General features: G+C 63.5%; 24 protein-coding genes, 1 tRNA gene and 1 pseudogene. 20 read left to right on the forward strand and 6 right to left on the reverse strand.

Annotated features, from left to right (window positions below):
* Positions 1 to 3 precede the first annotated feature (3 nt).
* Positions 4 to 393, reverse strand: coding sequence for a cytochrome c (locus tag DYST_RS22160; RefSeq protein WP_239948472.1), 390 nt, complete (start codon positions 391 to 393; stop codon positions 4 to 6).
* Between the two features lie 112 nt (positions 394 to 505).
* Between DYST_RS22160 and DYST_RS22165 the strand changes: the two genes are divergently transcribed.
* Entirely contained in the window at positions 506 to 1,357 is an 852-nt protein-coding gene (locus tag DYST_RS22165) for a tRNA threonylcarbamoyladenosine dehydratase (protein ID WP_428994001.1), read from the forward strand.
* 210 nt (positions 1,358 to 1,567) lie between these two features.
* On the opposite strand, the pseudogene phbB reads toward DYST_RS22165, so the two are convergent.
* Positions 1,568 to 2,309: pseudogene (gene phbB, locus DYST_RS22170) on the reverse strand (acetoacetyl-CoA reductase).
* Positions 2,310 to 2,463: 154 nt separating this feature from the next.
* Complete coding sequence (gene gluQRS, locus DYST_RS22175) at positions 2,464 to 3,324, reverse strand: tRNA glutamyl-Q(34) synthetase GluQRS (protein WP_239948474.1); 861 nt, start codon at positions 3,322 to 3,324, stop codon at positions 2,464 to 2,466.
* A 157-nt stretch (positions 3,325 to 3,481) separates the two neighbouring features.
* On the opposite strand from gluQRS, the gene htpX reads away from it, so the two are divergent.
* The 7 genes from htpX to DYST_RS22210 all read left to right on the forward strand — a co-directional run bounded on the left by htpX (position 3,482) and on the right by DYST_RS22210 (position 9,408).
* Positions 3,482 to 4,381 carry a protease HtpX gene (gene htpX / locus DYST_RS22180; RefSeq protein ID WP_239948476.1) on the forward strand — a complete coding sequence of 300 codons (900 nt, stop codon included), beginning with the start codon at positions 3,482 to 3,484 and terminating at the stop codon, positions 4,379 to 4,381.
* 105 nt (positions 4,382 to 4,486) lie between these two features.
* Complete coding sequence (gene htpG, locus DYST_RS22185; protein WP_239948478.1) at positions 4,487 to 6,358, forward strand: molecular chaperone HtpG; 1,872 nt, start codon at positions 4,487 to 4,489, stop codon at positions 6,356 to 6,358.
* Between the two features lie 148 nt (positions 6,359 to 6,506).
* The gene (locus DYST_RS22190; protein ID WP_239948480.1) at positions 6,507 to 7,409 is read left to right on the forward strand and encodes an AEC family transporter; all 903 of its coding nucleotides are present in this window, start codon (positions 6,507 to 6,509) and stop codon (positions 7,407 to 7,409) included.
* Between the two features lie 10 nt (positions 7,410 to 7,419).
* Positions 7,420 to 7,779, forward strand: a complete 360-nt coding sequence (locus DYST_RS22195) for a DUF4440 domain-containing protein (RefSeq protein ID WP_239948482.1) — start codon at positions 7,420 to 7,422, stop codon at positions 7,777 to 7,779.
* Positions 7,780 to 7,807: 28 nt separating this feature from the next.
* The gene (locus DYST_RS22200) at positions 7,808 to 8,206 is read left to right on the forward strand and encodes an RNA-binding S4 domain-containing protein (RefSeq protein WP_239948483.1); all 399 of its coding nucleotides are present in this window, start codon (positions 7,808 to 7,810) and stop codon (positions 8,204 to 8,206) included.
* A gap of 101 nt (positions 8,207 to 8,307) precedes the next feature.
* Complete coding sequence (locus DYST_RS22205; RefSeq protein ID WP_102303997.1) at positions 8,308 to 8,892, forward strand: response regulator; 585 nt, start codon at positions 8,308 to 8,310, stop codon at positions 8,890 to 8,892.
* A 264-nt stretch (positions 8,893 to 9,156) separates the two neighbouring features.
* Positions 9,157 to 9,408, forward strand: a complete 252-nt coding sequence (locus DYST_RS22210; protein WP_102303998.1) for a hypothetical protein — start codon at positions 9,157 to 9,159, stop codon at positions 9,406 to 9,408.
* 67 nt (positions 9,409 to 9,475) lie between these two features.
* Here DYST_RS22210 and mutS read toward each other — a convergent pair whose 3' ends face one another.
* The gene (mutS, locus tag DYST_RS22215) at positions 9,476 to 12,052 is read right to left on the reverse strand and encodes a DNA mismatch repair protein MutS (protein WP_239948491.1); all 2,577 of its coding nucleotides are present in this window, start codon (positions 12,050 to 12,052) and stop codon (positions 9,476 to 9,478) included.
* Positions 12,053 to 12,333: 281 nt separating this feature from the next.
* On the opposite strand from mutS, the gene DYST_RS22220 reads away from it, so the two are divergent.
* The 12 genes from DYST_RS22220 (at position 12,334) to DYST_RS22275 (ending at position 23,828) form a co-directional block, all read left to right on the forward strand.
* The gene (locus DYST_RS22220) at positions 12,334 to 13,731 is read left to right on the forward strand and encodes an amidohydrolase family protein (protein WP_239948494.1); all 1,398 of its coding nucleotides are present in this window, start codon (positions 12,334 to 12,336) and stop codon (positions 13,729 to 13,731) included.
* Positions 13,718 to 14,860 carry a dipeptidase gene (locus DYST_RS22225; RefSeq protein ID WP_239948496.1) on the forward strand — a complete coding sequence of 381 codons (1,143 nt, stop codon included), beginning with the start codon at positions 13,718 to 13,720 and terminating at the stop codon, positions 14,858 to 14,860. The genes DYST_RS22220 and DYST_RS22225 overlap by 14 nt, the downstream gene beginning before the upstream one ends.
* Positions 14,861 to 14,945: 85 nt before the next feature.
* Positions 14,946 to 15,452, forward strand: a complete 507-nt coding sequence (locus DYST_RS22230; protein WP_102304001.1) for a CinA family protein — start codon at positions 14,946 to 14,948, stop codon at positions 15,450 to 15,452.
* 123 nt (positions 15,453 to 15,575) lie between these two features.
* Complete coding sequence (gene recA / locus DYST_RS22235; protein ID WP_102304002.1) at positions 15,576 to 16,607, forward strand: recombinase RecA; 1,032 nt, start codon at positions 15,576 to 15,578, stop codon at positions 16,605 to 16,607.
* Positions 16,608 to 16,740: 133 nt separating this feature from the next.
* Positions 16,741 to 17,184 (forward strand): beta-lactamase hydrolase domain-containing protein, encoded by a 444-nt coding sequence (locus tag DYST_RS22240; protein ID WP_239948504.1) that lies wholly within the window; start codon positions 16,741 to 16,743, stop codon positions 17,182 to 17,184.
* Between the two features lie 7 nt (positions 17,185 to 17,191).
* Entirely contained in the window at positions 17,192 to 17,347 is a 156-nt protein-coding gene (locus DYST_RS22245; protein WP_239948506.1) for a hypothetical protein, read from the forward strand.
* Positions 17,348 to 17,351: 4 nt separating this feature from the next.
* On the forward strand, positions 17,352 to 17,843 hold the full coding sequence (locus DYST_RS22250; protein ID WP_239948507.1) for a regulatory protein RecX: 492 nt from the start codon (positions 17,352 to 17,354) through the stop codon (positions 17,841 to 17,843).
* A gap of 84 nt (positions 17,844 to 17,927) precedes the next feature.
* Entirely contained in the window at positions 17,928 to 20,564 is a 2,637-nt protein-coding gene (gene alaS, locus DYST_RS22255) for an alanine--tRNA ligase (protein ID WP_239948509.1), read from the forward strand.
* A gap of 261 nt (positions 20,565 to 20,825) precedes the next feature.
* The gene (csrA, locus tag DYST_RS22260) at positions 20,826 to 21,032 is read left to right on the forward strand and encodes a carbon storage regulator CsrA (protein WP_102304005.1); all 207 of its coding nucleotides are present in this window, start codon (positions 20,826 to 20,828) and stop codon (positions 21,030 to 21,032) included.
* Between the two features lie 75 nt (positions 21,033 to 21,107).
* Positions 21,108 to 21,200: transfer RNA gene (locus tag DYST_RS22265), tRNA-Ser, on the forward strand.
* Between the two features lie 705 nt (positions 21,201 to 21,905).
* Complete coding sequence (locus tag DYST_RS22270; RefSeq protein WP_239948518.1) at positions 21,906 to 23,069, forward strand: YXWGXW repeat-containing protein; 1,164 nt, start codon at positions 21,906 to 21,908, stop codon at positions 23,067 to 23,069.
* Between the two features lie 171 nt (positions 23,070 to 23,240).
* On the forward strand, positions 23,241 to 23,828 hold the full coding sequence (locus tag DYST_RS22275; RefSeq protein ID WP_102303497.1) for a YajG family lipoprotein: 588 nt from the start codon (positions 23,241 to 23,243) through the stop codon (positions 23,826 to 23,828).
* Between the two features lie 48 nt (positions 23,829 to 23,876).
* Here the strand turns inward: DYST_RS22275 and DYST_RS22280 are convergent, their stop codons facing one another.
* Positions 23,877 to 24,605: a UDP-2,3-diacylglucosamine diphosphatase gene (locus DYST_RS22280; RefSeq protein ID WP_239948520.1), complete on the reverse strand. Its 729-nt coding sequence runs from the start codon at positions 24,603 to 24,605 to the stop codon at positions 23,877 to 23,879.
* Positions 24,606 to 24,611: 6 nt separating this feature from the next.
* Positions 24,612 to 25,304, reverse strand: a complete 693-nt coding sequence (locus tag DYST_RS22285) for a peptidylprolyl isomerase (RefSeq protein ID WP_239948522.1) — start codon at positions 25,302 to 25,304, stop codon at positions 24,612 to 24,614.
* Positions 25,305 to 25,372 lie beyond the last annotated feature (68 nt).

Below are 25,372 nucleotides of genomic sequence, written 5' to 3' on the forward strand. Positions count from 1 at the left end.
AAATCAGCGGTACTGTTGGTGGCAGGACTGGCAGGTTTCCCCGATGGGCTTCATGGCTATCGCCAGCGCTGCGCAGTCGGCGGGCGCCGCCTGCAGGGCTGCCTGGGTCCTTTCGTGCAGCTTGGTCGCCTCGTCCTTGAACGGTTGATCCACGCCCGGGAAGGCCTCGTTGATGTCCGCCTGGGTTTCCAGCAGACGGGACAAGTGGTGCTGCACCTGGGCGGCATCGCATCTCTGCGCCTTCACGGCCGCGCTGAGTGCACCGGCATGGTGGGCCATGGTGGTCATCAGGGTGTGCGAATACGGTTCGCGGTCGTGCAGCGCGTTCATGGCGAATACGGTGCCGACGATGCCGATGAGCAGGCCGAGCACGATCAAAAGGCTGGAGCGCATGCAGTGGAATCCCTTGCGATAGGCGATAGACCACCAGCATAACGGACGCCTGCAAAAGCGGGCGGTTCCCGATAAAATGCCGTTTCTTCAAAGTGTTGTCATGGCTTCAATGATGCAGAACGAAAACATTGCCACGGTGGAAGAACAACGCGCGCCGGTCGCGGACGATGCTGGCGTGCCGTTTCCACGTGAGCGCTTCGCCGGCGTGGAGCGTCTCTATGGCGTGGGCAGTCTGGATCGGCTGATGCAGGCGCACGTCTGTGTCATCGGTATCGGCGGTGTCGGCTCGTGGGCCGCCGAGGCGCTGGCGCGCAGCGGCGTGGGGCATCTCACGCTGATCGATGCCGACGACATCTGCGTCTCCAACACCAATCGCCAGCTGCATGCGCTGGATGGCGAGTTCGGCAAGTCCAAGGTCAAGGTGATCGAGGCGCGCCTGCGTGCGATCAACCCGGCCATCAAGGTGGATGCTATCGAGCGCTTCCTCACGACCTCCACGCTCGACGAACTGCTCGATCGCGGCTATGACGTGGTGCTGGATGCCTGCGATGCCTTCCGCGTCAAGCTGGAGGCCATCGCGTGGTGTCGTCGCCGCAAGCTGCCGATGGTGACGGTAGGTTCCGCTGGTGGCCGCACCGATCCGACGCAGATCCGCATACGCGACCTGTCGCGCACTGAGCACGACGCCATGTTCAGCCTGATCCGCAAAAAGCTCCGGCAGGACTTCAACTTCCCGCGCAACCCCGATCGCTACTTCGGCGTGTCGGCGGTGTATTCGCTGCAGAACGTGCAGTACCCCCAGCCGGACGGCAGCGTGTGCGGTACGCGTCCGCCGGTGGCGAATGGAGCAGAAGCACTGAACCTTGCCTGCGGTGGTGGGCTGGGTGCGGCCACGCATGTCACCGGCGCTTTCGCCTTTGCGGCGGTGGGCAGGGTGATGGAGAAGTTGTTGGACTGGAGATAGAGCATGTTTTGCTTTCGTGCTTACACATGCACGATGCGTACTGAATTTGCCTCACCGTCATCCCCGCGAAAGCGGGGATCCAGCGTATTTCGTTCTTCCCGCGAGCCTCAAAAGGCTCTGGATCCCCGCTTTCGCGGGGATGACGGTGAGGGGTGTCGGTTCTACCGGAGCTATTCAGGGTGGTCGCGCGCGTGTCGGCGCGGCGAAACCTTACCAACCCATGTAATGCCCACCGTTGATGGAGAGGTTGGCACCGGTAATCCAGGCTGCCTCTTCACCCGTGAGGAACGCCACCGCGTGCGCGATTTCCTCGGGCTTGCCTGAGACGGCCCACCGGGATCTGCGCGACGATCTTCTCGCGCACTTCTTCCGGCACGGCCATCACCATGTCGGTGCCGACATAGCCCGGAGAAACGGTGTTCACGGTGATGCCGAATTTGGCGTTTTCCTGCGCCAGCGAAATGGTGAAGCCATGCATGCCGGCCTTGGCGGCGGCGTAGTTGGCCTGACCGTACTGACCCTTCTGGCCGTTGATCGAGCTGATCTGCACGATGCGGCCCCACTTGTTGTGACGCATGCTCTCGATCACCGGACGGGTGACGTTGAAGCAGGCATTGAGGTTGGTGTTCACCACTTCCATCCACTGCGGATAGGTCATCTTGTGGAATGTGGTGTCGCGGGTGATGCCGGCGTTGTTGACCAGAATCTCCACCGGGCCCAGCGCGCCTTCGATGATGCGCACCATGGCTTCGCAGGAATCGGGGTCCTTCACGTCACCCGGCACTAGCAATACTTCGATGCCTTCCTTTGCCATCAACTCTTTCATCGCTTCGGCCTTGGCCTGGTCGCGGTAATTGGTGGCGACCCGATGTCCCTGGTGTGCGAGATAGCGAATGATCGCGGTGCCGATACCACCCGTACCGCCAGTGACCAATGCCGTGCGTTGCGTCATGCCTGTTCTCCAAAGATGCCAATGCCCATGCGCCCCGGATCGTGTAGCCGGGACGTTGCCATGTCTACCACGCGCAACATGGCAAAACGTCTACGGAGAGTACGCCGTCTCGCGGCCTTGTTGGTGGCTGGCGGATGAAACGGTTGATGGCGGTTTAGGCTGCCGCCCGTTCGCTGCAGTGCGGCAGACGTTCGGGCGAGAAATGGGCGAGGGCGTGCTCGAGCAAGGCCGCCGGATCGCGCGCACCCTGCAACACCGGCAGGTCGAGGAAATCCAGCGCACGGCGCAAGGCTGGCATCGGGTGGGTGGGGTCCACCGGATGGGCCCGCTCGGACTTGGATAGCTTGCGGCCATCGCTATCCAAAGCAAGCGGCAGGTGCAGGTAGTTTGGCGTTGGCAGGTCCAGGCAGCGCTGCAGGAAGATCTGGCGCGCCGTGGAGTCGAGCAGGTCGTTGCCTCGCACGACTTCGGTGATGCCCTGGAAGGCGTCGTCCACCACGCAGGCCAACTGGTAGGCGTAATAGCCCTCTACACGGCGTATGACGAAATCTCCGGCGACCAGCCGGAGGTTCTGCGTCTGCGGGCCTTGCAGGCCGTCCACGAAGCTTATGTCGAGGTCAGGCACACGCAGGCGCCACGCCGGGACGCGCCCCTCGACCGGTGCGGCCAGACACTGGCCGTCCAGGTGCTGCCCGCCAGCGAGATCATTGCGGCTGCACCAGCAGGGGAACACCCGATTCGCCGCCTTGAGTTGTTCGAAGGCGGCGTCGTAGGCGTGCATGCGCCGGGACTGGAGCAGGGGCAACGCATCGGCTACCAGGCCGAAGGCGGGCAGGGCAGCCAGGATGCTTTCGGCTGAGCCGGGCATTTCGCGGGGCGGGTCGATATCCTCCACGCGCAACAGCCATTTGCCACCCGCGTGGCGCGCGCACAACCAGCTTCCCACGGCGGCCACGAGGGAACCGAAATGCAGATGGCCGGTCGGAGAAGGGGCGAATCGTCCGCGGTAGTTCATCGGGTTATTTTACGGGTGGGGCGTCGCTAGCTGACGACATCATGAAATGTCCGTGGGCCGAACCAGCCCTTGGCCCTTGAAACCGCAAGATTTCGCCACGATCCTGTCGTAACGGCGAAAGCCGTATCCCCCTTTCATGACTGCCCGAGAGACAGCCATGCGTCGCATCGCATTGTTCCTGCTTACCAATATCGCCGTCCTGTTCCTGCTCAGCATCGTGTGCCACCTGCTGGGCATCGATCAGTGGACCGCCGCCCGTGGTTACGGCGGCATGGGCAACCTGCTGGCCTACGCTGCCGTCATCGGCATGGGCGGCGCGTTTATTTCGCTGGCCATGTCCAAGTGGACGGCAAAGATGTCCACCGGCGCCCGCGTCATCGAACAGCCGCAGAACGAGGCTGAGCGCTGGCTGGTGGACACCGTGCGCCGCCACGCGCAGAACGCTGGCATAGGCATGCCCGAGGTCGCCATCTACGACGCGCCGGAAATGAACGCGTTCGCCACCGGCATGACCAAGAACAGTTCGCTGGTCGCCGTAAGCACCGGCCTGTTGCAGCAGATGGATCGCGAACAGGTGTCGGCCGTGCTTGGCCACGAAATCGGCCACGTTGCCAACGGCGACATGGTGACCCTGACCCTGGTCCAGGGTGTGTTGAACACACTGGTGATCGTGGCGGCCCGCGTGGTCGGTCGACTGGTCGACAGCTGGTTGTCCGGCGGCCGCGACCGCGAGGGTGGTGGCGGCATCGGCTATTTCGTGTCGGTGATGGTGCTCCAGTTGGTGTTCGGCCTGTTTGCCTCGGTGATCGTGATGGCCTTCTCGCGTTGGCGCGAATTCCGCGCCGACGCTGCCGGCGCGAAGCTGGCGGGCCGTGGCGCCATGATCTCCGCCCTGCAGCGCCTGCAGGTGCAGCATGGTGAAAGCACGCTGCCGCAGACCATTGCCGCTTTTGGCATCTCCGGCCACTTGGCCACGGGCTTCAAGCGCCTGTTCATGAGTCACCCGCCGCTGGAAGAGCGCATCGCTGCGCTGCAGAACGCCTCGACCAACGGCTGATCGTCTTCACTCGCTCTCCGACGGAGAGCGGGCATCATGAGGGGCCGACTTGTCGGCCCCTCCGTTTATCCTTTCCTTCGCCGACCTTTGCACGAGTCTCCCCGCATGACGAACGCCGCGCCCGAAACCCGCAAATTCGAAGCTGAAGTCGCCCAGGTGCTCCACCTGGTCACGCATTCGCTCTACTCGCACAAGGAAATCTTCCTGCGCGAGCTGATTTCCAATGCATCCGATGCTTGCGACAAGCTTCGTTTCGAATCCATCGCCCAGCCCGACCTGCTCGCCGGAGACGGCGAACTGCATATCGACGTGAGCTGGGACCCCCAGGCGCGCACCGTCACCGTGCGCGACAACGGCGTTGGCATGAGCCGCGACGAAGTCGTAGCCAACATCGGCACCATCGCCAGCTCCGGCACGCGGCGTTTCCTGGAGGCGATGAGCAGCGAGCAGAAAACCGACGCACGCCTGATCGGCCAGTTCGGCGTGGGCTTCTATTCGGCCTTCGTGGTGGCCGACCGTGTCACCGTGCTCAGCCGCCGCGCCGATCTGCCGGCTGGCGAAGGCGTGAAGTGGGAGAGCGACGGCAAGGGCGAATACAGCCTCTCGGCCGCAGACCTGCCCGAACGCGGTACGGCGGTGATCCTCCACCTGAAGGCCGACGAAGATGAATTCCTCAAGGGTTGGGAGTTGCGTTCGCTGATCCGCAAGTACTCCGACCACGTGGCCTTCCCGATCCGTATGCCCAAGGATGTGGACGGCAAGCCCGGCGACGAATGGGAAACCGTCAACGACGCCTCGGCTCTGTGGGCCAAGCCGCGCAACGAGATTTCCGACGAGGACTACCAGAGCTTCTACAAGTCGCTCGGCCACGACTTCAACGATGCCCTGGCGTGGACGCACAACCGCGTTGAGGGCAGTCAGAGTTTCACCACGCTGTTGTACATCCCCGAACAGCCGCCGTTCGACCTGATGATGGGCGGGCGCGACGAGCGCAAGGGCTTGAAGCTTTACATCAAGCGCGTCTTCATCATGGACGCGGCGGAGGAACTGCTGCCCAACTACCTGCGCTTCGTGCGTGGCGTGGTGGATGCGGATGACCTGCCGCTCAACGTGAGTCGCGAGATCCTCCAGCACAACCGACAGTTGGAGCGTATTCGTGCGGCCTGCGTGAAGCGCGTGCTCGATCTGTTGGAAAAGCTTTCGCGCGACGAGCCTGAGAAATACGCCACCTTCTACAAGGCCTTTGGCAACACGTTGAAGGAAGGCATCGCCGAAGACTCTGCCAACCGCGAGCGCATCGCCAAGCTGCTGCGCTTTGCATCGACGAAAGGCGAGGGCGTCGCGCAAACGGTATCGCTGTACGACTACATCACCCGCATGCCCATCGGCCAGGATGCCATCTGGTACATCACCGCCGACAGCTATGCAGCCGCAGCAGGCAGCCCGCAATTGGAAGCATTCAGGGCCAAGGACATCGAAGTACTGCTGATGTTCGACCGCATCGATGAGTGGATGCTCAATAGCCTTCACGAGTACGGTGGGAAGAAGCTGCGCAACGTCGCCAAGGGCGAACTGCCACTGGACGACGCCGGCAAGAAGCATCAGGAAGAAGTCAGTAAGGCGGCTGAGCCGCTCGTCCACAAGCTCAAGGAACTGCTGGGCGAACGCGTGGGCGACGTGCGCGTATCGGCGCGACTCACCGACTCCCCGTCGTGTCTGGCCCTGTCGGATCACGAGATGGCACCGCACCTTGCACGTCTGCTGCGCGAGGCCGGCCATGAGGTTCCCGACGCCAAGCCGACGCTGGAAGTGAACCCGCAGCATCCGCTGTTGAAGCGCGTGGAGAGCGAGGCCGATACCACCAAGGCCACCGATCTCGCCAATTTGCTGTTGGATCAAGCAGAGATCGCTGCGGGGGCGCAGTTGCCGGATCCGGCGGCGTTCGTCCAGCGCTTGAACCGTTTGATTGTGGGGTAACGCAGTCGTAGCCGGACTCCTCCACGCACATCATGGAGACACGGGCTGGAATGATGCTGGATGGGTGCCCGAAGCTAGCTAAGAGCGCTCACCCAGGTCACCCGGAAACGGCCGCTATACTGCGGCCGTTTCTTTCTCCGGGAAGCCGATGAGCGCGCTGTTGCTGCTATTCACCTGTCTGGTACTTGGTGCGCTCGTGGCACGCTTTGCGAAGCCGCCGGCCGGCATCGTCCACGGCATCAACTGGTGGGTGATCAATGTCGCGCTGCCTGCGTTGGTGCTCGCGCTCGTGCCCAAGGTGAAGGTGGATTCGCAGCTGTGGTTTCCCGTGGCGGCGATGTGGGTGGTGTTCTTCGGTGCGTGGCTGTTGTTCGCGACCCTGGGCAAAGTGTTGGGTTGGTCGCGCGAACGTATCGGTGCGCTGACGCTGGTGTGTGGGTTGGGCAATACATCGTTCATGGGGTATCCCATGATGCAGGCGCTGCACGGCAAGGAAGGGCTGGCACTGGCTGTGGTGGCCGACCAGTTGGGCTGCTTTCCTTTGTTGGCCTCCGCCGGCGTGGTTGTGGCGTCGTTGTATGCCGGACGCACGCCGCAACCGGCCGTGATCGTACGCCGCGTGCTTACTTTTCCCGCTTTTCTCTCGCTTGTGGTGGGCATGGTCGTGGGAGCGCTGGGTGGTTGGCCGGCGGCCTTGGATGACGTGTTCACACCCATCGGTGCCACGCTTACGCCGTTGGCGCTGTTTTCGGTGGGTCTGCAGTTCAAGTTCCACCTGGGTGAGCGGCAACTGCCTGCGTTGATGTTCGGGTTGGGTTGGAAGCTTGCGCTTGCGCCGCTTGCCGTGTGGCTGCTGGGCATCGCCGCTGGTGTGGGTGGCCTTACGCTTACGGTTGGGGTGTTGCAGGCGGCGATGGCGCCGATGATTTCCGCGGCGATCCTGGCCGATGAGTACAAGCTCGAGCCAGCCTTGGCGAATACGGTGTTGGGCGCCGGTATTGTGCTGTCGCTGATCACGATTCCACTAGGCAATCTGCTGCTAGGCGCTTGAGGAAAGGACAATGGATCTCGCCGCACATCTGTTTGATCTGGAAACCCGCCTGCACCGGCAGGATGTGCGCGCCGACGAGGCCGCACTGCGGGAGCTGATTGCCGAGGACTTTTTCGAGTTCGGCGTGTCGGGCGCGGTATGGACGCGCGAGGCCGTGATCGAGGCCCTGCGCGATGAATCGTTCTCGCTGCGCGAAGTCACCGACTTTCGCCTGACCTTGCTGGCCGATGACGTGGCGCTGGTGACGTACCGTGGCCATCGTTTCGCGACGTCGCAGCGTCCTGCTTCGGATTCGCTGCGTAGTTCCATCTGGCGGCAGCGGGACGGTCATTGGCAGATGAAGTTCCACCAAGGCACGCTGCTGTCGTAGCAGGGCGGTATTGCGCGAAAATAGGCCTATGGCCTCTCCCGAAACCGCTTCATCGACACCCGTGCGGGCCGACGTTTGGCTCTGGGCCGCGCGCTTCTTCAAAACCCGTGGCCTGGCCAAGCAGGCTATCGACGGCGGCAAGATCGACCTCAACGACGGCTCCTGCAAGCCCGCCAAGGCGGTGCATGTCGGTGACGTGTTCCGTATTGGTCGGGGCGCGGAACGCCTCGAAGTCGAGGTGCTGGCGGTGTCCGACAAACGTGGCCCGGCCAGCGTTGCGCAGGCGCTTTACCGCGAAAGCGAGGCCAGCATCGCGGCGCGTGATGCTGCGAAAGCCCAGCGCAAGCTTGTGGGCGCGATGGCGCCGCCGAAGCGTCCGGACAAGCAGGCACGTCGAGAATTGCGACGGCTTAAGGATTCCATGTGAGTCACCCATCTCAGAACGCATAGACGATCTGGGTAAGCATGTTCTCCACGGAAAGCCGCGCGGGCGCGTGGTTTTCCAGGGTCTAGCAGTGGGAGGACACAATGGCGAGCATGGGATTCCTGAAGCGGTTGCTTGGGGGTACGACGCCGGCGCGGGCGGATCAGACGTGGCGCAAGACCACGCAAGGGGCACGGATACTGGTGGTGGACGATTCAGCGACCATCCGCGCCGTGTTGGGCCGCATGCTGGAAGTGGACGGCTACGAAGTGGTGCGCGCCGTCGACGGCGAGAGCGCCCTGGAGATGGCCCGTGCCGAGCCGCCGGCGATGATCTTCCTGGACATCGTGCTGCCCGGCATGAACGGTTTTGCCGTATTGCGCGCGCTGCGCCACGATTCGGCGACGCAGCATGTGCCCATCGTGATGATCAGCGGTAATCAGCAGGCCACCGAGCAGTTCTACGTGCAGCGTTTCGGTGCCGATGATTTCATCAGCAAGCCCTTCGGACAGGCAGAAGTGGCACGGAGTATCGATCGCCTGGTCGGCTTCGGCCGGCTTTCTGTACGCGAGACCGCCAAGGTGGTGTCGTTGCCAGTGTCCGTCCCGGTCGAGACCATCCCGGCGATGCTGGCCAATGCGTCGAGCGATGAGCCGCCCGCTGTGGTGGTTCCTGTACTGGCTGCCTGACAGCTCCTACGCCCGAAGCAAAGGGCGGCGCTCCTGCGAGGCGCCGCCCTCCGTTTCGCCTAATCGGCCTGGCTGGCGATGGCTGGCTTGAAGTGAATCTAGTCCAGCTCCGCCATGGGGTGAATTCGATTGTTTCGATGCGTTTTATAGTTTTGGTCTATCGCGCAGCATCGTATCGGGCCTGAACGCACGGCCGGGGCTTTCACACACGCGCGACCAAACTTAGCCCAGCATGCCGTCTCTCTTATTCATCGGAGCGGCGTCGTGGCAGAGCGCATCGAAGAAGGCGACCTGGTCTTCGTGGTCGACGGCGAGGATGGCATTGGTTCCGTGCGGCGGATTCTTTCCGACGGAGAGACGCTCGTCGTCTATATCGAGAATGGCGGCGACTTCGAGATACCGGTGGGGGCCGTACGTGCTGTCCATTCCGGCAAGGTGGTACTCAACCTCGATCACCTGCCCACGCCCGTGCTGGAAGCCATCGGCAATGCGCGCAAGTCTGAATACCCGCATTGACCGCGACGGCATCCCCTCTCGCTGAAAGCACGCCCCGCCCGAAAGGCGGGGCGTTTGTATTTAGGGTTCAGCCCAGCGACTTGAGGCGATAAAGCGCTTCCAGCGCCTCGCGCGGGGTCATGGCATCGGGGTCGATGTCTTCCAGTGCGCGTTCCACCACCGAAGGCGCGGCGGCGAACAACCCCATCTGCGGTGACTCTTGCGCGGGCGCGTGGGAGCTTGCCGTCGAGGCGTGCTGGTACATGCCGCGTTCCAGTTCGGCCAGCGTGCGCCGCGCATCGGCAATCACCGACTTGGGCAAGCCAGCCAATGCGGCCACCTGCAGGCCAAAGCTGCGGTTGGCGGGGCCTTCCTTCACGGCGTGCATGAACACCAGTTGCTCGCCGTACTCGACGGCATCGAGGTGCACGTTGGCGATGGGCGGGTATTCGTTGGCCAGCTCGGTGAGTTCGAAGTAGTGCGTGGCGAACAACGTGTACGAGCGGCTGCTCGCCGCTAGATGCACGGCCGCAGCGCGTGCAAGTGCCAGGCCGTCGTAGGTGCTGGTGCCGCGTCCGACTTCGTCCATCAGCACCAGGCTGTGTTCGGTGGCGTTGTGCAGGATGTTGGCCGTTTCACTCATCTCCACCATGAAGGTGGACTGGCCGCGCGACAGGTCATCGCCTGCGCCAATGCGGGTGAATACGCGATCGATCGGGCCCATGACCGCACGCGATGCCGGCACGTAACTGCCGATGTGGGCGAGCAGTACGATCAACGCGTTCTGGCGCATGTAGGTGGATTTACCACCCATGTTCGGGCCGGTGATGACGAGCATGCGGCGGCTATCGTCCAGCGCTAGGTCGTTCGGTTCGAACGGCTCCTCGCGCACCTTTTCGACTACCGGATGGCGACCACGCTCGATAGCGATGCCGGGTTCGTCGGTGAGCTCGGGTGCGCTCCAGTCCAGCGTCACGGCCCTTTCGGTAAGGGTGGCCACCACGTCCAGCTCAGCCATCGCGGCAGCGGCGTTCTTCAGCGGTTCGAGCTGCTCAGTGAGCGTGTCGAGCAGAGCCTCGTACAGGGCGCGCTCGCGCATGAGCGAGCGTTCCTTGGCCGAAAGCACTTTGTCTTCGAAGGTTTTCAGTTCTTCGGTGATGTAGCGCTCGGCATTCTTGGTGGTCTGGCGGCGCGTGTAGTGCGTGGGTGCCTTGTCGGCTTGGCCCTTGCTGATCTCGATGTAGTAGCCGTGTACACGGTTGTAGCCGACCTTGAGCGTAGAGATGCCGCTGGCCGCTTTCTCGCGCTCTTCCAGTTCGACCAGATACTGATCCGCGTGGGTGGATAGGCGGCGCAGTTCATCGAGCTCGGCGTCGTAGCCGTCGGCGATGACGCCACCGTCGCGCTGCAGTACTGGCGGTTGCACGACCACGGCGCGGGCGAGCAGGGTCGCGGTGTCGGCGTGGTCGCCGATGCGTTCCACCAGCGCATGCAGCAACGGGCTGTCGAGCGAGGCGATCAGGGCGCGCAACAACGGCGCCGCAGCCAAGCCATCCCGCAGTGTGGACAGGTCGCGCGGGCGTGCGGAACGCAAAGCGACGCGCGCGAGGATACGTTCCAGATCGCCAATGCCCCGCAGCTGTTCGCGTAGCGGTTCGTACTGGCGGCTGTCGATCAAGGTGCCGATGGCCTGATGACGCGCACGCAGCAGATCGCGCGAGCGCAGCGGGCGGTTGAGCCAACGGCGCATGAGTCGTGCGCCCATCGGCGTGACGGTTTCGTCCAGCACACCGAGCAACGTGTGTTCGGTGCGTCCGCTGGGGTGCGTGTCCAGTTCCAGGTTACGGCGGGTGGCGGCATCGAGCGCGATGGTGTCGCCCGCGCTTTCGACGGCCATGCCGGACATGTGCGGCAGCGCGCTCTTCTGGGTTTCTTCCACATAGCCCAGGAGGCAGCCGGCTGCAGCGGTGGCGAGCGGCAGACGGTCGATGCCGAAGCCGCCGAGATCGCGCGTGCCGAAGAAGCGGTTGAGTTCGCGTTTTGCTGCGTCGCCGTCGAAATGCCACGGCGGGCGACGACGCAGGCCGGGTAGGGTGCTGACAAACTTGGGCCAAACCACGTCTTCACCCACCAGCGTCTCTGCGGGTTGCAGGCGCGCCAGTTCGGAGGCCAGCGCTTCGGCGCTGGGCACTTCGCTGAGCAGGAAGCGGCCACTGGCCAGATCTACCCATGCCAAGCCGTAGGCGCCGTGCGCGCCGGCGGCGATCGACATCAGCAGGTTGTCGCGGCGTTCTTCCAGCAGCGCGGCATCGGTCACCGTGCCGGGGGTGACGATGCGCACCACCTTGCGTTCCACCGGGCCCTTGGAGGTGGCCGGGTCGCCGATCTGCTCGCAGATGGCCACCGACTCACCCAGCCGCACCAGACGCGCCAGATAGTTTTCGGCGGCGTGATAGGGCACGCCGGCCATGGGGATCGGCTGGCCCGCCGACTGGCCGCGCTGGGTCAGGGTGATGTCGAGCAGGCGCGCGGCTTTGCGCGCGTCGTCATAGAACAGCTCGTAGAAGTCGCCCATGCGGAAGAACAGCAGCACGTCCGGGTGCTCGGCCTTGGCGCCAAGGTACTGGCGCATGAATGGGGTGTGTTCGGTGCTGTTGTCGGCCATTCCCGTACGGTGTCCTGATGCATGACGTCGGCGCTGTGTGCGCCGGTCAAAGACGCTCACTTTAACGGCTTGCTCTTGTCTTGTTGAGCGCGAAGCGCGGAGTTACCTGTCGTTGCGCCCCCCGAGCGCCCGGCGCCTTGGTTTGGGAGCTTTGCGTAAGCCGGCGTTTTGCGGGGACTCATGGCCTGTAGTCATGGACCTAAGCCGGCTCGCCGGTGCCTGGCATCCCAACCTCCGGCACGCTTGTGACGCCGCGAATCCGCTGTGTAGGATCGTTGGACATGCATACCTCCCGAATGGCTTCCCGCCTCGCGGCAGCGCTAGTCTTTGCGCTGGCTGCACCCGTCGCCGCTTCTGCTGGGAGTGAGGTATCCAAGACACCCGAAGGGGAGAGCGCGACGCTCTATGCCGGGGTGACGGTCATCGATGGCACGGGCGCCGCGCCGCGTGCCGATCAGGACATTCTGGTGCGCGGCGAACGCATCGAGGCCGTGGGGCCGCACGGCACGCTGGCCGGCGCGCAAGGTTCCGACGTGCGTACGGTCGACCTGCATGGCAGCTACGTGATCCCGGGTCTGATCGACAGCCATGTCCACATGGCTACGCCACCCAATGCCAAACGTGCGCAAGCCGTTCTCCGGCGCAACCTCTACGCCGGTGTTACGGCCGTGCGCGACATGGCGGACGACCTGCGTTCGGTCGGTGAGCTGGCACGAGAGGCGCGGGCGGGGGAAATCCCCGCACCCGATATCTACTACGCCGCCTTGATGGCCGGCCCTGAATTCTTCCGCGATCCGCGTGTGGCGGCGGCCAGCTATGGCGTGACGCCGGGGAAGAGCCCGTGGATGCAGGCGATCGACGAGAACACCGACCTACGCGAGGCGGTGACGCTGGCACGCGGTACTTCTGCAACGGCCCTCAAGGTCTATGCAGACCTGCCGCCCGACCTGGTGGCCAAGATCACCGCCGAGGCCCATCGGCAGCACATCCTGGTGTGGGCCCACAGTGCGGTGTTTCCGACACGGCCGGCCGATGTGATTGCGGCAGGCGTGGATGTGGTCAGCCATGCCTGCTACCTGGCCTATCAGCTGGAACCGGTGATGCTGACCTCCTACGAGGACCACACGCCGTTCCACGATGCCTTACTGGCACCCACGGGCGATGATCCGGTCATTGCAGGCCTTTACCGCGCCATGCTTCAGCACGGCACCATCCTCGACGCCACCGGCAGCCTGTTCGTGCGCTACGACGCCGAGCGCAAGGCGCATTCGGAGCGCAAGCCGCTGCGTTGCACCGGGCCGACCACCATCCGGCTGGTTCGCCAGGCATGGCAGGCGGGCGTGCCGATCTCCACCGGCACCGACAACGATGGCGGCGTGGACCAAGCGTGGCCCACCGTCTACGACGAGATCTTCTTCCTCGCGCATGACGTGGGTCTGCCGTCGTTGCAGGTGATCCGTTCGGCCACACTGATTGGCGCGCAGGCCGCCGGTCAGGCCAATGACATGGGGTCGATCGAAGCGGGCAAGCTGGCCAATTTCGCTGTGCTGTCCGCTGATCCAGTGAAGGACATCGGCAACCTGCGCAGCATTCGCATGACGGTGAAGCGCGGGCACGTGTATCCGCGCGCTGACTATCGACCAGTGACGAAACAGGAGATGGGCGATGACGACGATTGATCGGCGAACCTTCCTCACCGGCATGGCCTGGGCTGCGGCGGCGTCCGCGTTGCCATGGGATGTGTCTGGCGCATCGCCTGCCGTTGCCGGCGCGGCCGACACGGGCATCATCATCAACGCGTTGGGCGGTCTGAGCGACCCCAACCGTGATTCCGATACGTTGGTGCCCAACGTCACGCCGCGAGTGTTGGCCGAAGCCCGTGCATCCGGCCTGACGGCGGTGAACATCACCTTGGGCTACGTGTCTGGCGCGGACGATCCGTTCGAAGCCAGCGTGCGCGACATCGCCGCCACCGACGTGCTGGTGCGCGAGCACGCAGGTGATCTGGTGAAAGTGCTGACGGTTGCCGACATCCGCCGCGCCAAGGCCGATAACAAGATCGGCCTGATCTACGGTTTCCAGAACGGCGTCATGATGGGCAAAGACGCCAAACGCGTGGATATCTTCGCCGACCTCGGCGTGCGCGTGTTCCAGCTCACCTACAACCCCGCCAACTCGTTGGGCGACGGTTCCATGGCGCCGGAAAATCGCGGGTTGACACCGTTCGGTCGCGAGGTGGTCGCGCGACTCAACGAGCGTCGCGTGATGGTCGATCTTTCGCACAGTGGTGAGCGGACGTGCCTGGAGGCCGCGCGCATTTCAAAGGCGCCCATCTCGATCAACCATACCGGTTGCCGCGCTTTGACCGACTTGCCGCGCAACAAGACCGATGCTGAGCTCAAGCTGGTGGCAGAGCGTGGTGGTTTCGTCGGCATCTATTTCATGCCGTTCCTCAGTACGTCGGGCCATGCACATGCCGACGACGTGGTGGCTCATATCGACCATGCGGTCAATGTCTGCGGTGAGGATCACGTAGGCATCGGCACCGATGGTCCGGTGACGCAGATCGATGACATACGTGCCGCCCAGGCCATGCTAGCCAAGGAAATCGAAGAGCGCCGGGCGGCAGGCATCAGTGCCGCGGGCGAGCGGCCGGATACCTACCCGTTCGTGGTGGATTTGCGTGGCCCGCAGCAGTTCCACAAGCTGGCGCAACTGCTCGCGCAGAAGGGGTACTCCAGCGCACGGATCGACAAGGTCCTGGGACTGAACTTCCTGCGTTTCGCCGAAACGGTGTGGGGCGGCTGACCGGTCAGGTGGCGGTCGCCTCTTGGCGGAAGGGGACGGGCGAGGTAGAAGGGACGCCTTCCGCCCATTCCCCAGGGATATCCCCATGACGTTGTCCGTTCCCACCGACGCGGAGCTCAAGTCGCTGGCCGAGCAGGTGGCTGTCGCCACTCAACAGCGGCGCCTGATGATGGTGACCGCCGAGTCGTGTACCGGCGGCTGGATCGCCAAGGCATTGACTGACCTGCCAGGCAGCTCGGCCTGGTTCGATGCTGGCGTGGTGACCTACAGCTACGAAGCCAAGGAAGCGCTGTTAGGCGTCAATCCGCGAACGCTGGAGCGCACCGGCGCGGTCAGCGAGGAAACGGTGCTGGAAATGGTATCCGGCGCGTTGTCGCGGTTTGGCGCTGGCGTGGCTGTGGCCGTCACCGGCATCGCCGGGCCTAGCGGTGGCACGCCGGACAAGCCCGTCGGCACGGTCTGGATCGGTTGGAAGCGACGCGGCGGCTATGCCCATGCCCGGCTGTTCCACTTCGACGGTGACCGCGAGGCGGTGCGCCGGCAGACCGTGGCGGCCGCGCTCAGCGGCGTCATCAAGGCGTTGACGGACTGAGTCCTGCTCGTCCGCTGGCCGGCTTGACCGCTGTGGGATACTGGTCAGCCACAGATCGCAGTCCGTGAGATCAGCCACGGGCATGATGCCTCCCTATTCACTGCCACTCCGGGATTCAAGACGATGGATGACAACAAGCGCAAGGCGCTCACCTCCGCCCTCGGCCAGATCGAGAAGCAATTCGGCAAGGGCGCCGTCATGCGCCTGGGCGACCGTGCCGACGACGCCATCGAGACCGTGTCCACCGGTTCGTTGGGCCTGGATATCGCACTGGGCATCGGTGGTTTGCCGCGTGGCCGCGTCGTTGAGATCTACGGTCCGGAATCCTCGGGCAAGACCACGCTGACCCTGCAGGTCATCGCCAACTGCCAGAAGAACGGCGGCACCGCAGCCTTCGTCGACGCCGAGCACGCGCTCGATCCCACCTATGCCGCCAAGTTGGGCGTCAACGTGGACGACCTGCTGGTCTCCCAGCCCGACACCGGCGAACAGGCGCTGGAAATCGCCGACATGCTGGTGCGCTCGGGCGCCGTGGACGTGGTGGTGGTCGACTCCGTCGCCGCACTCACGCCCAAGGCCGAAATCGAAGGCGAAATGGGTGATTCCCACGTCGGCCTGCACGCTCGCTTGATGAGCCAGGCTCTGCGCAAACTCACCGCCAACATCAAGAAGTCGAACTGCCTGGTGGTCTTCATCAACCAGATCCGCATGAAGATCGGCGTGATGTTCGGCAGCCCGGAAACCACCACCGGCGGTAACGCGCTGAAGTTTTACGCCTCGGTGCGTCTGGACATCCGCCGCATCGGCGCGGTGAAGAAGGGCGAGGAAGTCATCGGCTCGGAAACCCGCGTCAAGGTGGTCAAGAACAAGGTGGCGCCGCCGTTCCGCCAGGCCGAGTTCGAGATCCTCTACGGCGAAGGCACCTCGCGCGAAGGCGAAATCATCGAGCTGGGTGTAGCGCAGAACTTGATCGACAAGTCCGGCGCCTGGTACAGCTACAAGGGTGACCGCATCGGCCAGGGCAAGGAGAACGTCCGCCAGTTCCTGCGCGACAACCCGGCCATCGCCAATGAAGTGGACACCGAGCTGCGCAAGCGCCTGCTGGTGAGCAACGGCACCTCGCCGCTGCCGGCAGTGGAAGCCGAAGAGGCCTGATCGACGCAACGGAGGCGCCATGCCAGGACTGAAGGGAAGCTTTTTCATCGCAGTTCTGGCGGGCGCCGCTGCCGTCATGGGGTGGGCGGCGTATGTGCGCTTTGCCCACCCGCCACTTCCCAGGGCTGTTTCGATGAAGCCGTTGGTTGAAGGGGTATGGGTTTCCCAGCAGATCGAGCCGGCACAGCTTGATCTGTTGCAACAGGACCATTTCAGCACCCTGGTGGACCTGCGTCCGGATGGCGAAGTAGCAGGGCAGCCTTCGTCCACCGAAATGTCAGATGCCGCCGCCCGGGCCGGCTTGGCCTTCATCTACGATCCCGTGCCGCACGGTGCGATTCCCGACGAAGCGGTGAGTGCTTTGCAGAAAGCGCTGGCGTCGCAGCGCAAGCCGGTGCTGCTCTATTGCCGCAGTGGCCGACGCGCCGCCCGCACCTGGGCCTTGGCGGAGGCCTCGCGCCCCGGTGGTCTGGATGCCCAAGCGATCAAGCAGATCGTGCAGGCCGTCGGTCAACCGGTGGATGATCTGGACCGTGACATCCAGGCCCGTATCACGGCCCGCCCAACTTCAGGTTGAAACCCTCATGGACCTTCACACCGCCGAAGCACAGCCGTCTTCTCAAGGATCGGGCTGGAAGATTGCGCTGAAGGTGATCGTTATTGCCGTGGGGCTCGTGCTGGGCGCCATCCTCGGCCTGTTTGGCGCGTTTTACTTCGGCTTGATCGACATTCGCTGTTAGGCACATGGCGCGAGACCGGGACGACAAGACAGACAAACCTAGCGCTTACAACAAAGCGCTGGGCCTGCTCGCGCGGCGTGAACATTCCCGCCGCGAGCTGCGGCTCAAGCTTCGGCAGAAGGGGTACGAGGGCGAGGAGGCTGGCGAAGCGCTCGACCGCCTCGGCGAGCAGCACTATCAGGACGACGACCGCTTCGCTGAGATGCTGGTGCGCAGCCGGGTTTCTCAAGGTTACGGCCCCATGCGCGTGCGGGCCGAATTGAAGAGCCATGGCCTTTCCGAAGCCCGCATCCGGGCCGTACTGGATGCGGCCGAGGTGGATTGGGATGCCAGCGCTCTGGCTCAGCTCAGGCGGCGTTTTGGCAGCGGATCGGCGTCAGATCGCGACGAAAAGGCCCGCCGGGCGCAATTTCTCTTGCGTCGGGGCTTTCCCGCCGCCACAGTACGGAGTGTTACCCACGCCGACGTGGACGACGCAGCCGACGACGACACCTGACCTCCCCGCTGTTGGGGCGGGTGGGCGTTGTTTCGGCAGTGCTCCCAGGGCGTGGCCTCATTCCGCCAGGTCCTCCCCAGCCGCATGAAAACCGCAGAAATCCGCTCGACCTTCCTCGACTATTTCCGCTCGAAAGGGCACACCATCGTGCCGTCCAGCTCGCTGGTACCGGCCAGTGACCCGACACTGTTGTTCACCAACTCGGGCATGGTGCAGTTCAAGAACGTGTTCCTGGGCAGCGAAAAGCTGTCGTACGTGCGTGCGGCCGATGTGCAGCGCTGCCTGCGTGCCGGCGGCAAGCACAACGACCTGGATTCGGTGGGCTACACCGCGCGTCATCACACCTTCTTCGAGATGCTCGGCAACTGGTCGTTCGGCGACTACTTCAAGCGTGACGCCATTGCCTTCGCATGGGAGCTGCTGACCGGCGTCTTCAAGCTGCCGAAGGACAAGCTCTGGGTCACCGTCTATCACACCGATGACGAAGCCTTCGACATCTGGAACAAGGAAGTGGGCGTGCCGGCCGAGCGCATCGTGCGCATCGGCGACAACAAGGGCGCACCCTACGCGTCGGACAACTTCTGGCAGATGGCCGATACCGGTCCATGCGGTCCGTGTACGGAAATCTTCTTTGACCACGGTGAAGATATTGCCGGTGGCCCGCCGGGTTCGCCCGATGAGGACGGCGATCGCTACATCGAAATCTGGAACCTCGTCTTCATGCAGTTCGACCGCGCGCCCGACGGCACCCTGTCGCCGCTACCGGCACCGTGCGTGGATACGGGCATGGGCCTGGAGCGCTTGGCGGCCGTGCTTCAGCACGTGCATTCCAACTACGAGATCGACCTGTTCCAGCACCTGATCCAGGTCGCCGCGGAACTGACCAGCACCAAGGATCTCGCCAACAAGTCGCTGCGCGTGATCGCCGACCATATCCGTGCGTGCTCCTTCCTCATCGTCGACGGCGTGTTGCCGTCCAATGAAGGCCGTGGCTATGTGCTTCGCCGCATCATCCGTCGAGCGTTGCGCCACGGCTGGATGCTCGGCGTGCGTGGCGATTTCTTCTGGAAGATGGTCAAGCCGCTGGTGGAAGAGATGGGCGAAGCCTATCCGGAGCTGGCGCAGAAGCAGTCGTTTGTCGAAGACGCGTTGAGTACGGAAGAGCGCCGTTTCGGCGAAACGCTGGAGAACGGTATGCGCCTGTTCGATGCCGTCGCGGCCAACGCGAGTGGCAGCATTCCCGGTGCCGATGCGTTCCGCTTGTACGACACCTACGGCTTCCCGATCGACCTGACCGCCGATATCGCGCGCGAGCGCGGCCTGACGGTGGACATGGATGGCTTCGAGCAGGCCATGGAAGAGCAGCAGGATCGCAGCCGCAAAGGAGGCAAGTTCGAGGCCAAGGGCCTGATGCCGGCGGAACTCGCCAGCCAGCTGCAGCCAACCGCGTTCCTCGGCTACGACGCATTGACCAGCCAGGGCAGCAAAGTGGTCGGCATCGTGCATGCGGGCAAGCAGCTCGATCAGTTGAGTGATGGCGACGAAGGTCTTGTCATCCTTGATCGCACGCCGTTCTACGCCGAATCCGGTGGACAGGTCGGCGATACCGGTGTGTTGGTGAGCGCCGCGGGCGCATTCGCTGTCGCCGACACGCTGAAAATGGGCGGCGTGTTCTTCGGACACGCGGGCCGCTGGCAGGGTAAGCAGGCCCTGCGCGTGGGCGACGTGGTCGAGGCCAACGTCGATGGTTCACGCCGTCAGGCCATCGTGCTCAATCACTCGGCCACGCACTTGTTGCATGCCGCGTTGCGCAAGGTGCTTGGCGAGCATGTGACACAGAAGGGCTCGCTGGTAGCACCGGAACGCCTGCGCTTCGACTTCTCTCATTTCAAGCCGATGAGTGCGGGCGAACTGCATGAGATTGAAGCCCTGGTGAACGCCGAGGTGCGCCGCAACGAGGCCGCCGAAGTGCATCACATGGGTTACAACGACGCGATCGAATTTGGCGCTATGGCGCTGTTCGGCGAGAAGTACGGCGACGAAGTGCGCGTGCTCAAGATGGGCGGGTTCTCCACCGAACTCTGTGGTGGCACCCACGTGGGCCGCACGGGTGATATCGGCTTGTTCAAGATCGTCAGCGAAGCCGGCGTGGCTTCGGGTGTGCGACGCATTGAGGCAGTGACCGGCGCTGGCGCGCTGGCTTATGTGGCCGATGAGGAACGTCGTCTGAGCGAATTCGCCCAGCTTCTGTCATCCAATGGTGACGAAGCTGTAGAGAAGCTTCGCCAGTTGTTCGACAAGCAGAAGAAGTTGGAGCGCGAGCTGGAATCGTTGCGCGCCAAGGCCGCCGGCTCCGCTACGGCCGATCTTGCGTCGACCGCGAAGGACATCGAGGGCATCAAGGTGGTCGTGGCCCGCCTGGAAGGTCTGGATGCCAAGGCGCTACGCGACAGCATGGATCAACTCAAGCAGCAGCTCGCCGATTGCGTTGTGCTGCTGGCTGGCGCGGCCGACGGGCGTGTTTCGCTGGTAGCGGGCGTCAACGGCAAGGCCTCGGGCCGCGTGAAGGCCGGTGACGTGGTGGCCCATGTCGCCAGCCAGATCGGCGGCAAAGGCGGCGGCCGTCCGGACATGGCTCAAGGCGGTGGTTCAGACACGCCGGAACTGCCCGGCATCCTGAATGGACTGGTGGGCTGGATCGGTCAACAATTGGCCTCCTGACTGAGTCAACCGCTCATAGTCCGTTCGCGTTTACGCATTGCACTGCCATCGGACGCTCGGCTGGTATCCAAACACTGCCGACACCGATGGTTGCGACGGTGTCGCTCGACATGGCATCACAGGGGATGCCATGTCTGTGAAACCGGGGAAGGCGGTAGGGCCTTCGGCGGTATAATCGTCGAAATGTGCAGGCGGTGAAGCTCAGGGGTGAGGCATAACCGTCTGGTGGCCTGTGACCAAAGTATTCATGGAGTGGCAAACATGTTGATTCTGACCCGCAGGGTCGGTGAAACCTTGATGATCGGTGACGAGGTGACCGTTACCGTTCTCGGCGTCAAAGGCAACCAGGTGCGCATTGGTATCAACGCGCCAAAGAACGTTGCCGTGCATCGCGAAGAGATCTATCAGCGGATCAAGAACGAGCACGAACCGGAAGGCGGCGCCTCCGGTGGCACTGGCGAACACTGACAGGCAATAAACGCTTTACCTAGAGCGCGCCGGTTAGTATCCTTGCCGGCTCCGCAGAGATGCGGACAAAAAAACGGAGAGATGCCCGAGTGGCCGAAGGGGCTCCCCTGCTAAGGGAGTATAGGGTCAAAAGCCTTATCGAGGGTTCGAATCCCTCTCTCTCCGCCAGATACGCAAAAAGCCCCCTCGTGGGGCTTTTTGCGTATCTGGCGGAGAGAAGAGTTGTGGACGAACGCTCCGGTTCGACGAAATTGCCTGGAGCAATTTCGGACAGCCGCAGGCTGGCCCCGAAGCGCGCAGCGCGTAGGGGTGAGGCCCAAGGATGGGCCGAACAATCCCGACCTCCACGCAAACGTTGCACTCAACGAAGCCCCTCGCGGGGCTTTTTGCGTATCTGGCGGAGAGAGGGTTGTGGACGAACGCTCCGGTTATTCGGCGCATCCTGCGCCTCACCCTTCGGGCCATCGGCTGCGCCGATGTTCGCTCCGGCATCCTGCCTCCGCAGTCGACAAATTTGCCTGGAGCAAATTTGGACAGCCGCAGGCTGGCCCCGTAGCGCGCAGCGCGTAGGGGTGAGGCCCATGGATGGGCCGAACAATCCCAACCTCCACGCAAACGCGGCATCCAGCGAAGCCAGCACGGGCTTTATTAGAAGCGTGCGCGAATTCTTCGTCCTCGTCCTGCAAAACGTTACTGCACGATACGGCCGGCACGTTCGATTTTGCGCACCCACCAGCAAGACCCGCGCAAGAAATCATTCATCCCTCAGATCAACTGCTGAACACCTGCGAACCCGCGGTCCGTGGTGACGTACGACCTTGCGCCACCTCCCGCGTTATTTGGCCCAAGACCCACCACCTGGGAGTCGGCGTCATGGGTAACCTCACATCGGATCGTCGCAGCGCCACGTCGTATCGCCGCCTGTTTCGTCCTCTCGTCGCCGCGTTGGCCTTGGCGACAGCGGCGGCATTACCCCTGAGCGCCAGCGCTGGCGTGTCCGTCGGCATCGGCATCTCCGTTGGTGTGGCGCCGCCGCCGCTGCCGATCTACGTGCAGCCGGCCATTCCCGCACCGGGCTATATCTGGGTGCCGGGTTATTGGGCCTGGGGTGGCGACGATTACTACTGGGTTCCCGGTACGTGGATCATGCCGCCGTATGTCGGTGCGCTGTGGACGCCGGGTTATTGGGGCTGGGGCGGAGGCGTTTACGTCTTCCACGGTGGTTACTGGGGGCCGCACGTGGGCTTCTATGGCGGCATTAACTACGGCTTCGGTTATACCGGTGTGGGGTATGGGGGCGGATATTGGCGCGGTAGTTCGTTCTACTACAACCGCTCGGTCAACCACATCGACAATGTGCACATCACCAATGTCTACAACCACACGGTGGTGAACAACGTGACCGTCAACCGCACCAGCTTCAACGGTGGTCAGGGCGGCATCGCGGCGCGCGCAACGCCGCAGGAAATGAACTTCGCGCACGAACAGCATGTGGGGCCGGTGGCTGCGCAAGAGCAGCAGCGCACGATGGCGAGCCAGAATCAGGCGATGCGCGCCTCGTTCAATCACGGTGCTCCGGCGATTGCCGCGACCCCGCGAGCGGGTGTGTTCAACGGGTCGGCCGCAGGTGGTTTTGCACATGGTGCAGCAGGGCAGGCGGCACCCGCTGCGATGAATGCGCAGCGCACCAATGCACCCGCGCAAGCGCCGGCCAACGCGATGGCGCTGCACTCGGCAGGTTTTGCCCCGCATAACAATGGGGCCGCGAACGTGCCGAATGCTTCGAATGCCGCGCATGCGAACAACTATTCGCCGGCGGCGAACCATGCGGCTTATACGCGCGGGCCGTCGAACCCCAGCGGTGGCTATCATGCGGCCACTCGTCCGCAGCAACCGTCCTATGCGCAGCACGCATCGCGGCCAGCCCCCGCGCCGGCGTACCACTACCATGCGCCTGCACCACATCCGGCGCCGCATCCGCAGTCGCAACCTCACGCCCAGGCGGCGCCGCATCGCGGTGGGTCTGAGCATCGCTGATCCAAGCGTTTAATCGTGGGCATCAGAACGCCGGCTGTGGTTGTCACAGCCGGCGTTCTTCGTCATGCGGTGCCGTGTCCTCCACTAGAATACGCGGCAGCCCGGTTCCGGGCTGTGCGGGCGCGGGAGCGTCCGTCCATATAACCATCGAAGCATGGAGAGGGGAAATCGATGTTGAAGCGTTTCGTGTTTGTGGCGTTGCTGGCCGCATCTGGCAGTGCCATGGCTTCAAAAGACTTGAGCAACATCCCGCTGGTGTGGTCGCCGACGCAGAGCTTCGCGGAGTTCGGTGCGGTCGATCTGAACGGCATCAGCAACGTGAAAGTGCAGATCAATGGGTTCACGGACGTCCGTAAGAACCCCGCGTTGATCGCTGAGAACCACGAGAAGAACCCGGTGCGGCAGGTGACCACGAAGGACAACGTGGCGGCCTTCTTGACCGATCATGTCAAGGAGACCTTCACCAAGGCAGGCCTCAATGTGGTCGATTCTGGTGGTGACGTCGTCGTGTCGGGTGAGATCCGCGACTTCTTCGTCAACGAGAATGACCAGTACGTAGGCAACGTCACGGTCTACGTGACGGTGACCAATACCGCGGGCAAGGTGCTGTGGCAGGGCGTGGCCGGTGGCGGTGCGACCAATTTCGGTCGCTCATACAAGGCGGACAACTACTACGAAACCTTGTCCAACTCGGTGTTGAAGCTGAGCAACAGCCTGCTCAACAGCCAGGGTTTTCACAGCGCGCTGCAATCGCACTGACGCCGTGAATGGAAGATCACTCGCCGCATGCGGCGAGTGATCTTCGGATCAGTGCAGGGCGAGTCCCTGCAGTTCCACGCCCTCAGGTGTCACGCGCAGCACCGACCCCTGTTCGTACCAATCGCCGAGCACGATGCGTTCGGCCGACTTGCCGTCGACGTCGAAGCGATGGATCGCCGGGCGGTGAGTGTGGCCGTGGATCAGGCGTGTAACGTCCGCCTTGCGCATGGTATCGGCCACGGCTTTTGCATTGACGTCCATGATGGTTTCCATGGTGCTGCTCGTGTGCGCCTTGCTGTCTGCACGCGCCTTAGCTGCGAGTGCGCGTCGCGCATCGAGCGGCATCGCCAGGATCTGCGCCATCCACTCCGGTGTGCGTACTTGCTTGCGCATCGTCTGATAAGCGATGTCGTCGGTGCACAGCACGTCGCCGTGCATCAGTAAGGTGGGGCGGCCATAGAGGTCATGCACGGTGCCATCGTCGAGCAGGGTGAAGCCGGCATGCTCGGCGAAATTCTTGCCGAGCAGAAAGTCCCGGTTGCCGACCATGAAGTAGACCGGCACACCCTTGTCGCTGAGTGATTTCGTGGCGCGTGCGATGCGGGCCGGAAGCTCGGCGTCGTCATCGTCGCCGACCCACGCTTCGACCAAGTCGCCGAGGATGTACAGCGCATCGGCGGAGCGTGCTTCGTCGCTGGCGAGAAACTCTTCGAACAGCCGCGTGATCTCGGGGCGACTGTCGTCCAGATGCAGATCGGAAATGAACAGCGTTGTCATCGTGCCTCAGCCCTTCTTGCCGCTGGGCTTCTTGGCCGGCTGGGTGGCAGGTGCGGCCTGTTGGGGCGTTGTAGCGGGGGTTGCCGCCGACTCCTCACCCACGACATTGGCGCTGTCGATCACTATCAGCGGGTTGGGCACGTCGCCCGCGAACGGACCGAGGCCGCGCGTGGGCAGGGCGGCCATCTTGTCGACCACGTCCATGCCCTTGATGACCTTGCCGAACACGGCATAGCCCCAAGTCAGTCCGCTCTGGTTGCCGACGAAATCGAGGCGGCGGTTGTCGACCAAGTTAAAGAAGAACTGCGCGGTGCCGGAATTCGGGTCCGCACCACGTGCTACTGCGACTGTGCCACGAACATTGGACACGCCGTTGTCGGCCTCACTGGGAATGGCCGAGCGCGTGCGCTTGGCCTGCAGGTCGCGCGTGTAGAGGCCGCCCTGGACCAGATAGCCGGGAATGGCGCGGTGAAACACCGTGCCGCTGTAGAAGCCGTCGCGGACGTACTGGAGGAAGTTTGCGACGCTCTTGGGCGACTTGTCCGGATACAGCTCCAGTGTGATGTCGCCCTGCGAGGTGTGCAGTACCACTTCCGGATGCGCCGTGGCGGCGGGTGCCGCTGGCGCCGGCTTGGCAGCCTGGGCGAACAGCGCGGACGACGGGAGCAGCAGGAGCGCGGCGAGCAAGAATCGGGTCATGGCGGGTCGGGCGGCGTTTGGCATCAGGACATCATACGCGGCGAAGCGGTTTCATGGCCGGGCTCGTG

Source organism: Dyella terrae (assembly GCF_022394535.1).
Lineage (GTDB): Bacteria > Pseudomonadota > Gammaproteobacteria > Xanthomonadales > Rhodanobacteraceae > Dyella.

Excerpts from the sequence above, each read along its gene's own strand:
- DYST_RS22225 (WP_239948496.1), top strand. The coding sequence starts at position 13,718 with ATGACGACGATTGATCGGCGAACCTTCCTCACCGGCATGGCCTGGGCT.
- DYST_RS22280 (WP_239948520.1), bottom strand. The coding sequence starts at position 24,605 with ATGACAACGCTGTTCATTTCCGATCTGCATCTGGACGACAGTCGCCCC.
- DYST_RS22250 (WP_239948507.1), top strand. The coding sequence starts at position 17,352 with ATGGCGCGAGACCGGGACGACAAGACAGACAAACCTAGCGCTTACAAC.
- DYST_RS22275 (WP_102303497.1), top strand. The coding sequence starts at position 23,241 with ATGTTGAAGCGTTTCGTGTTTGTGGCGTTGCTGGCCGCATCTGGCAGT.
- DYST_RS22200 (WP_239948483.1), top strand. The coding sequence starts at position 7,808 with ATGGCCTCTCCCGAAACCGCTTCATCGACACCCGTGCGGGCCGACGTT.
- DYST_RS22160 (WP_239948472.1), bottom strand. The coding sequence starts at position 393 with ATGCGCTCCAGCCTTTTGATCGTGCTCGGCCTGCTCATCGGCATCGTC.
- DYST_RS22270 (WP_239948518.1), top strand. The coding sequence starts at position 21,906 with ATGGGTAACCTCACATCGGATCGTCGCAGCGCCACGTCGTATCGCCGC.
- DYST_RS22230 (WP_102304001.1), top strand. The coding sequence starts at position 14,946 with ATGACGTTGTCCGTTCCCACCGACGCGGAGCTCAAGTCGCTGGCCGAG.
- gluQRS (WP_239948474.1), bottom strand. The coding sequence starts at position 3,324 with ATGAACTACCGCGGACGATTCGCCCCTTCTCCGACCGGCCATCTGCAT.
- DYST_RS22165 (WP_428994001.1), top strand. The coding sequence starts at position 506 with ATGCAGAACGAAAACATTGCCACGGTGGAAGAACAACGCGCGCCGGTC.
- DYST_RS22190 (WP_239948480.1), top strand. The coding sequence starts at position 6,507 with ATGAGCGCGCTGTTGCTGCTATTCACCTGTCTGGTACTTGGTGCGCTC.
- DYST_RS22220 (WP_239948494.1), top strand. The coding sequence starts at position 12,334 with ATGCATACCTCCCGAATGGCTTCCCGCCTCGCGGCAGCGCTAGTCTTT.
- DYST_RS22285 (WP_239948522.1), bottom strand. The coding sequence starts at position 25,304 with ATGACCCGATTCTTGCTCGCCGCGCTCCTGCTGCTCCCGTCGTCCGCG.
- DYST_RS22245 (WP_239948506.1), top strand. The coding sequence starts at position 17,192 with ATGGACCTTCACACCGCCGAAGCACAGCCGTCTTCTCAAGGATCGGGC.
- alaS (WP_239948509.1), top strand. The coding sequence starts at position 17,928 with ATGAAAACCGCAGAAATCCGCTCGACCTTCCTCGACTATTTCCGCTCG.
- htpX (WP_239948476.1), top strand. The coding sequence starts at position 3,482 with ATGCGTCGCATCGCATTGTTCCTGCTTACCAATATCGCCGTCCTGTTC.
- mutS (WP_239948491.1), bottom strand. The coding sequence starts at position 12,052 with ATGGCCGACAACAGCACCGAACACACCCCATTCATGCGCCAGTACCTT.
- DYST_RS22240 (WP_239948504.1), top strand. The coding sequence starts at position 16,741 with ATGAAGCCGTTGGTTGAAGGGGTATGGGTTTCCCAGCAGATCGAGCCG.
- DYST_RS22195 (WP_239948482.1), top strand. The coding sequence starts at position 7,420 with ATGGATCTCGCCGCACATCTGTTTGATCTGGAAACCCGCCTGCACCGG.
- csrA (WP_102304005.1), top strand. The coding sequence starts at position 20,826 with ATGTTGATTCTGACCCGCAGGGTCGGTGAAACCTTGATGATCGGTGAC.
- recA (WP_102304002.1), top strand. The coding sequence starts at position 15,576 with ATGGATGACAACAAGCGCAAGGCGCTCACCTCCGCCCTCGGCCAGATC.
- DYST_RS22205 (WP_102303997.1), top strand. The coding sequence starts at position 8,308 with ATGGCGAGCATGGGATTCCTGAAGCGGTTGCTTGGGGGTACGACGCCG.
- htpG (WP_239948478.1), top strand. The coding sequence starts at position 4,487 with ATGACGAACGCCGCGCCCGAAACCCGCAAATTCGAAGCTGAAGTCGCC.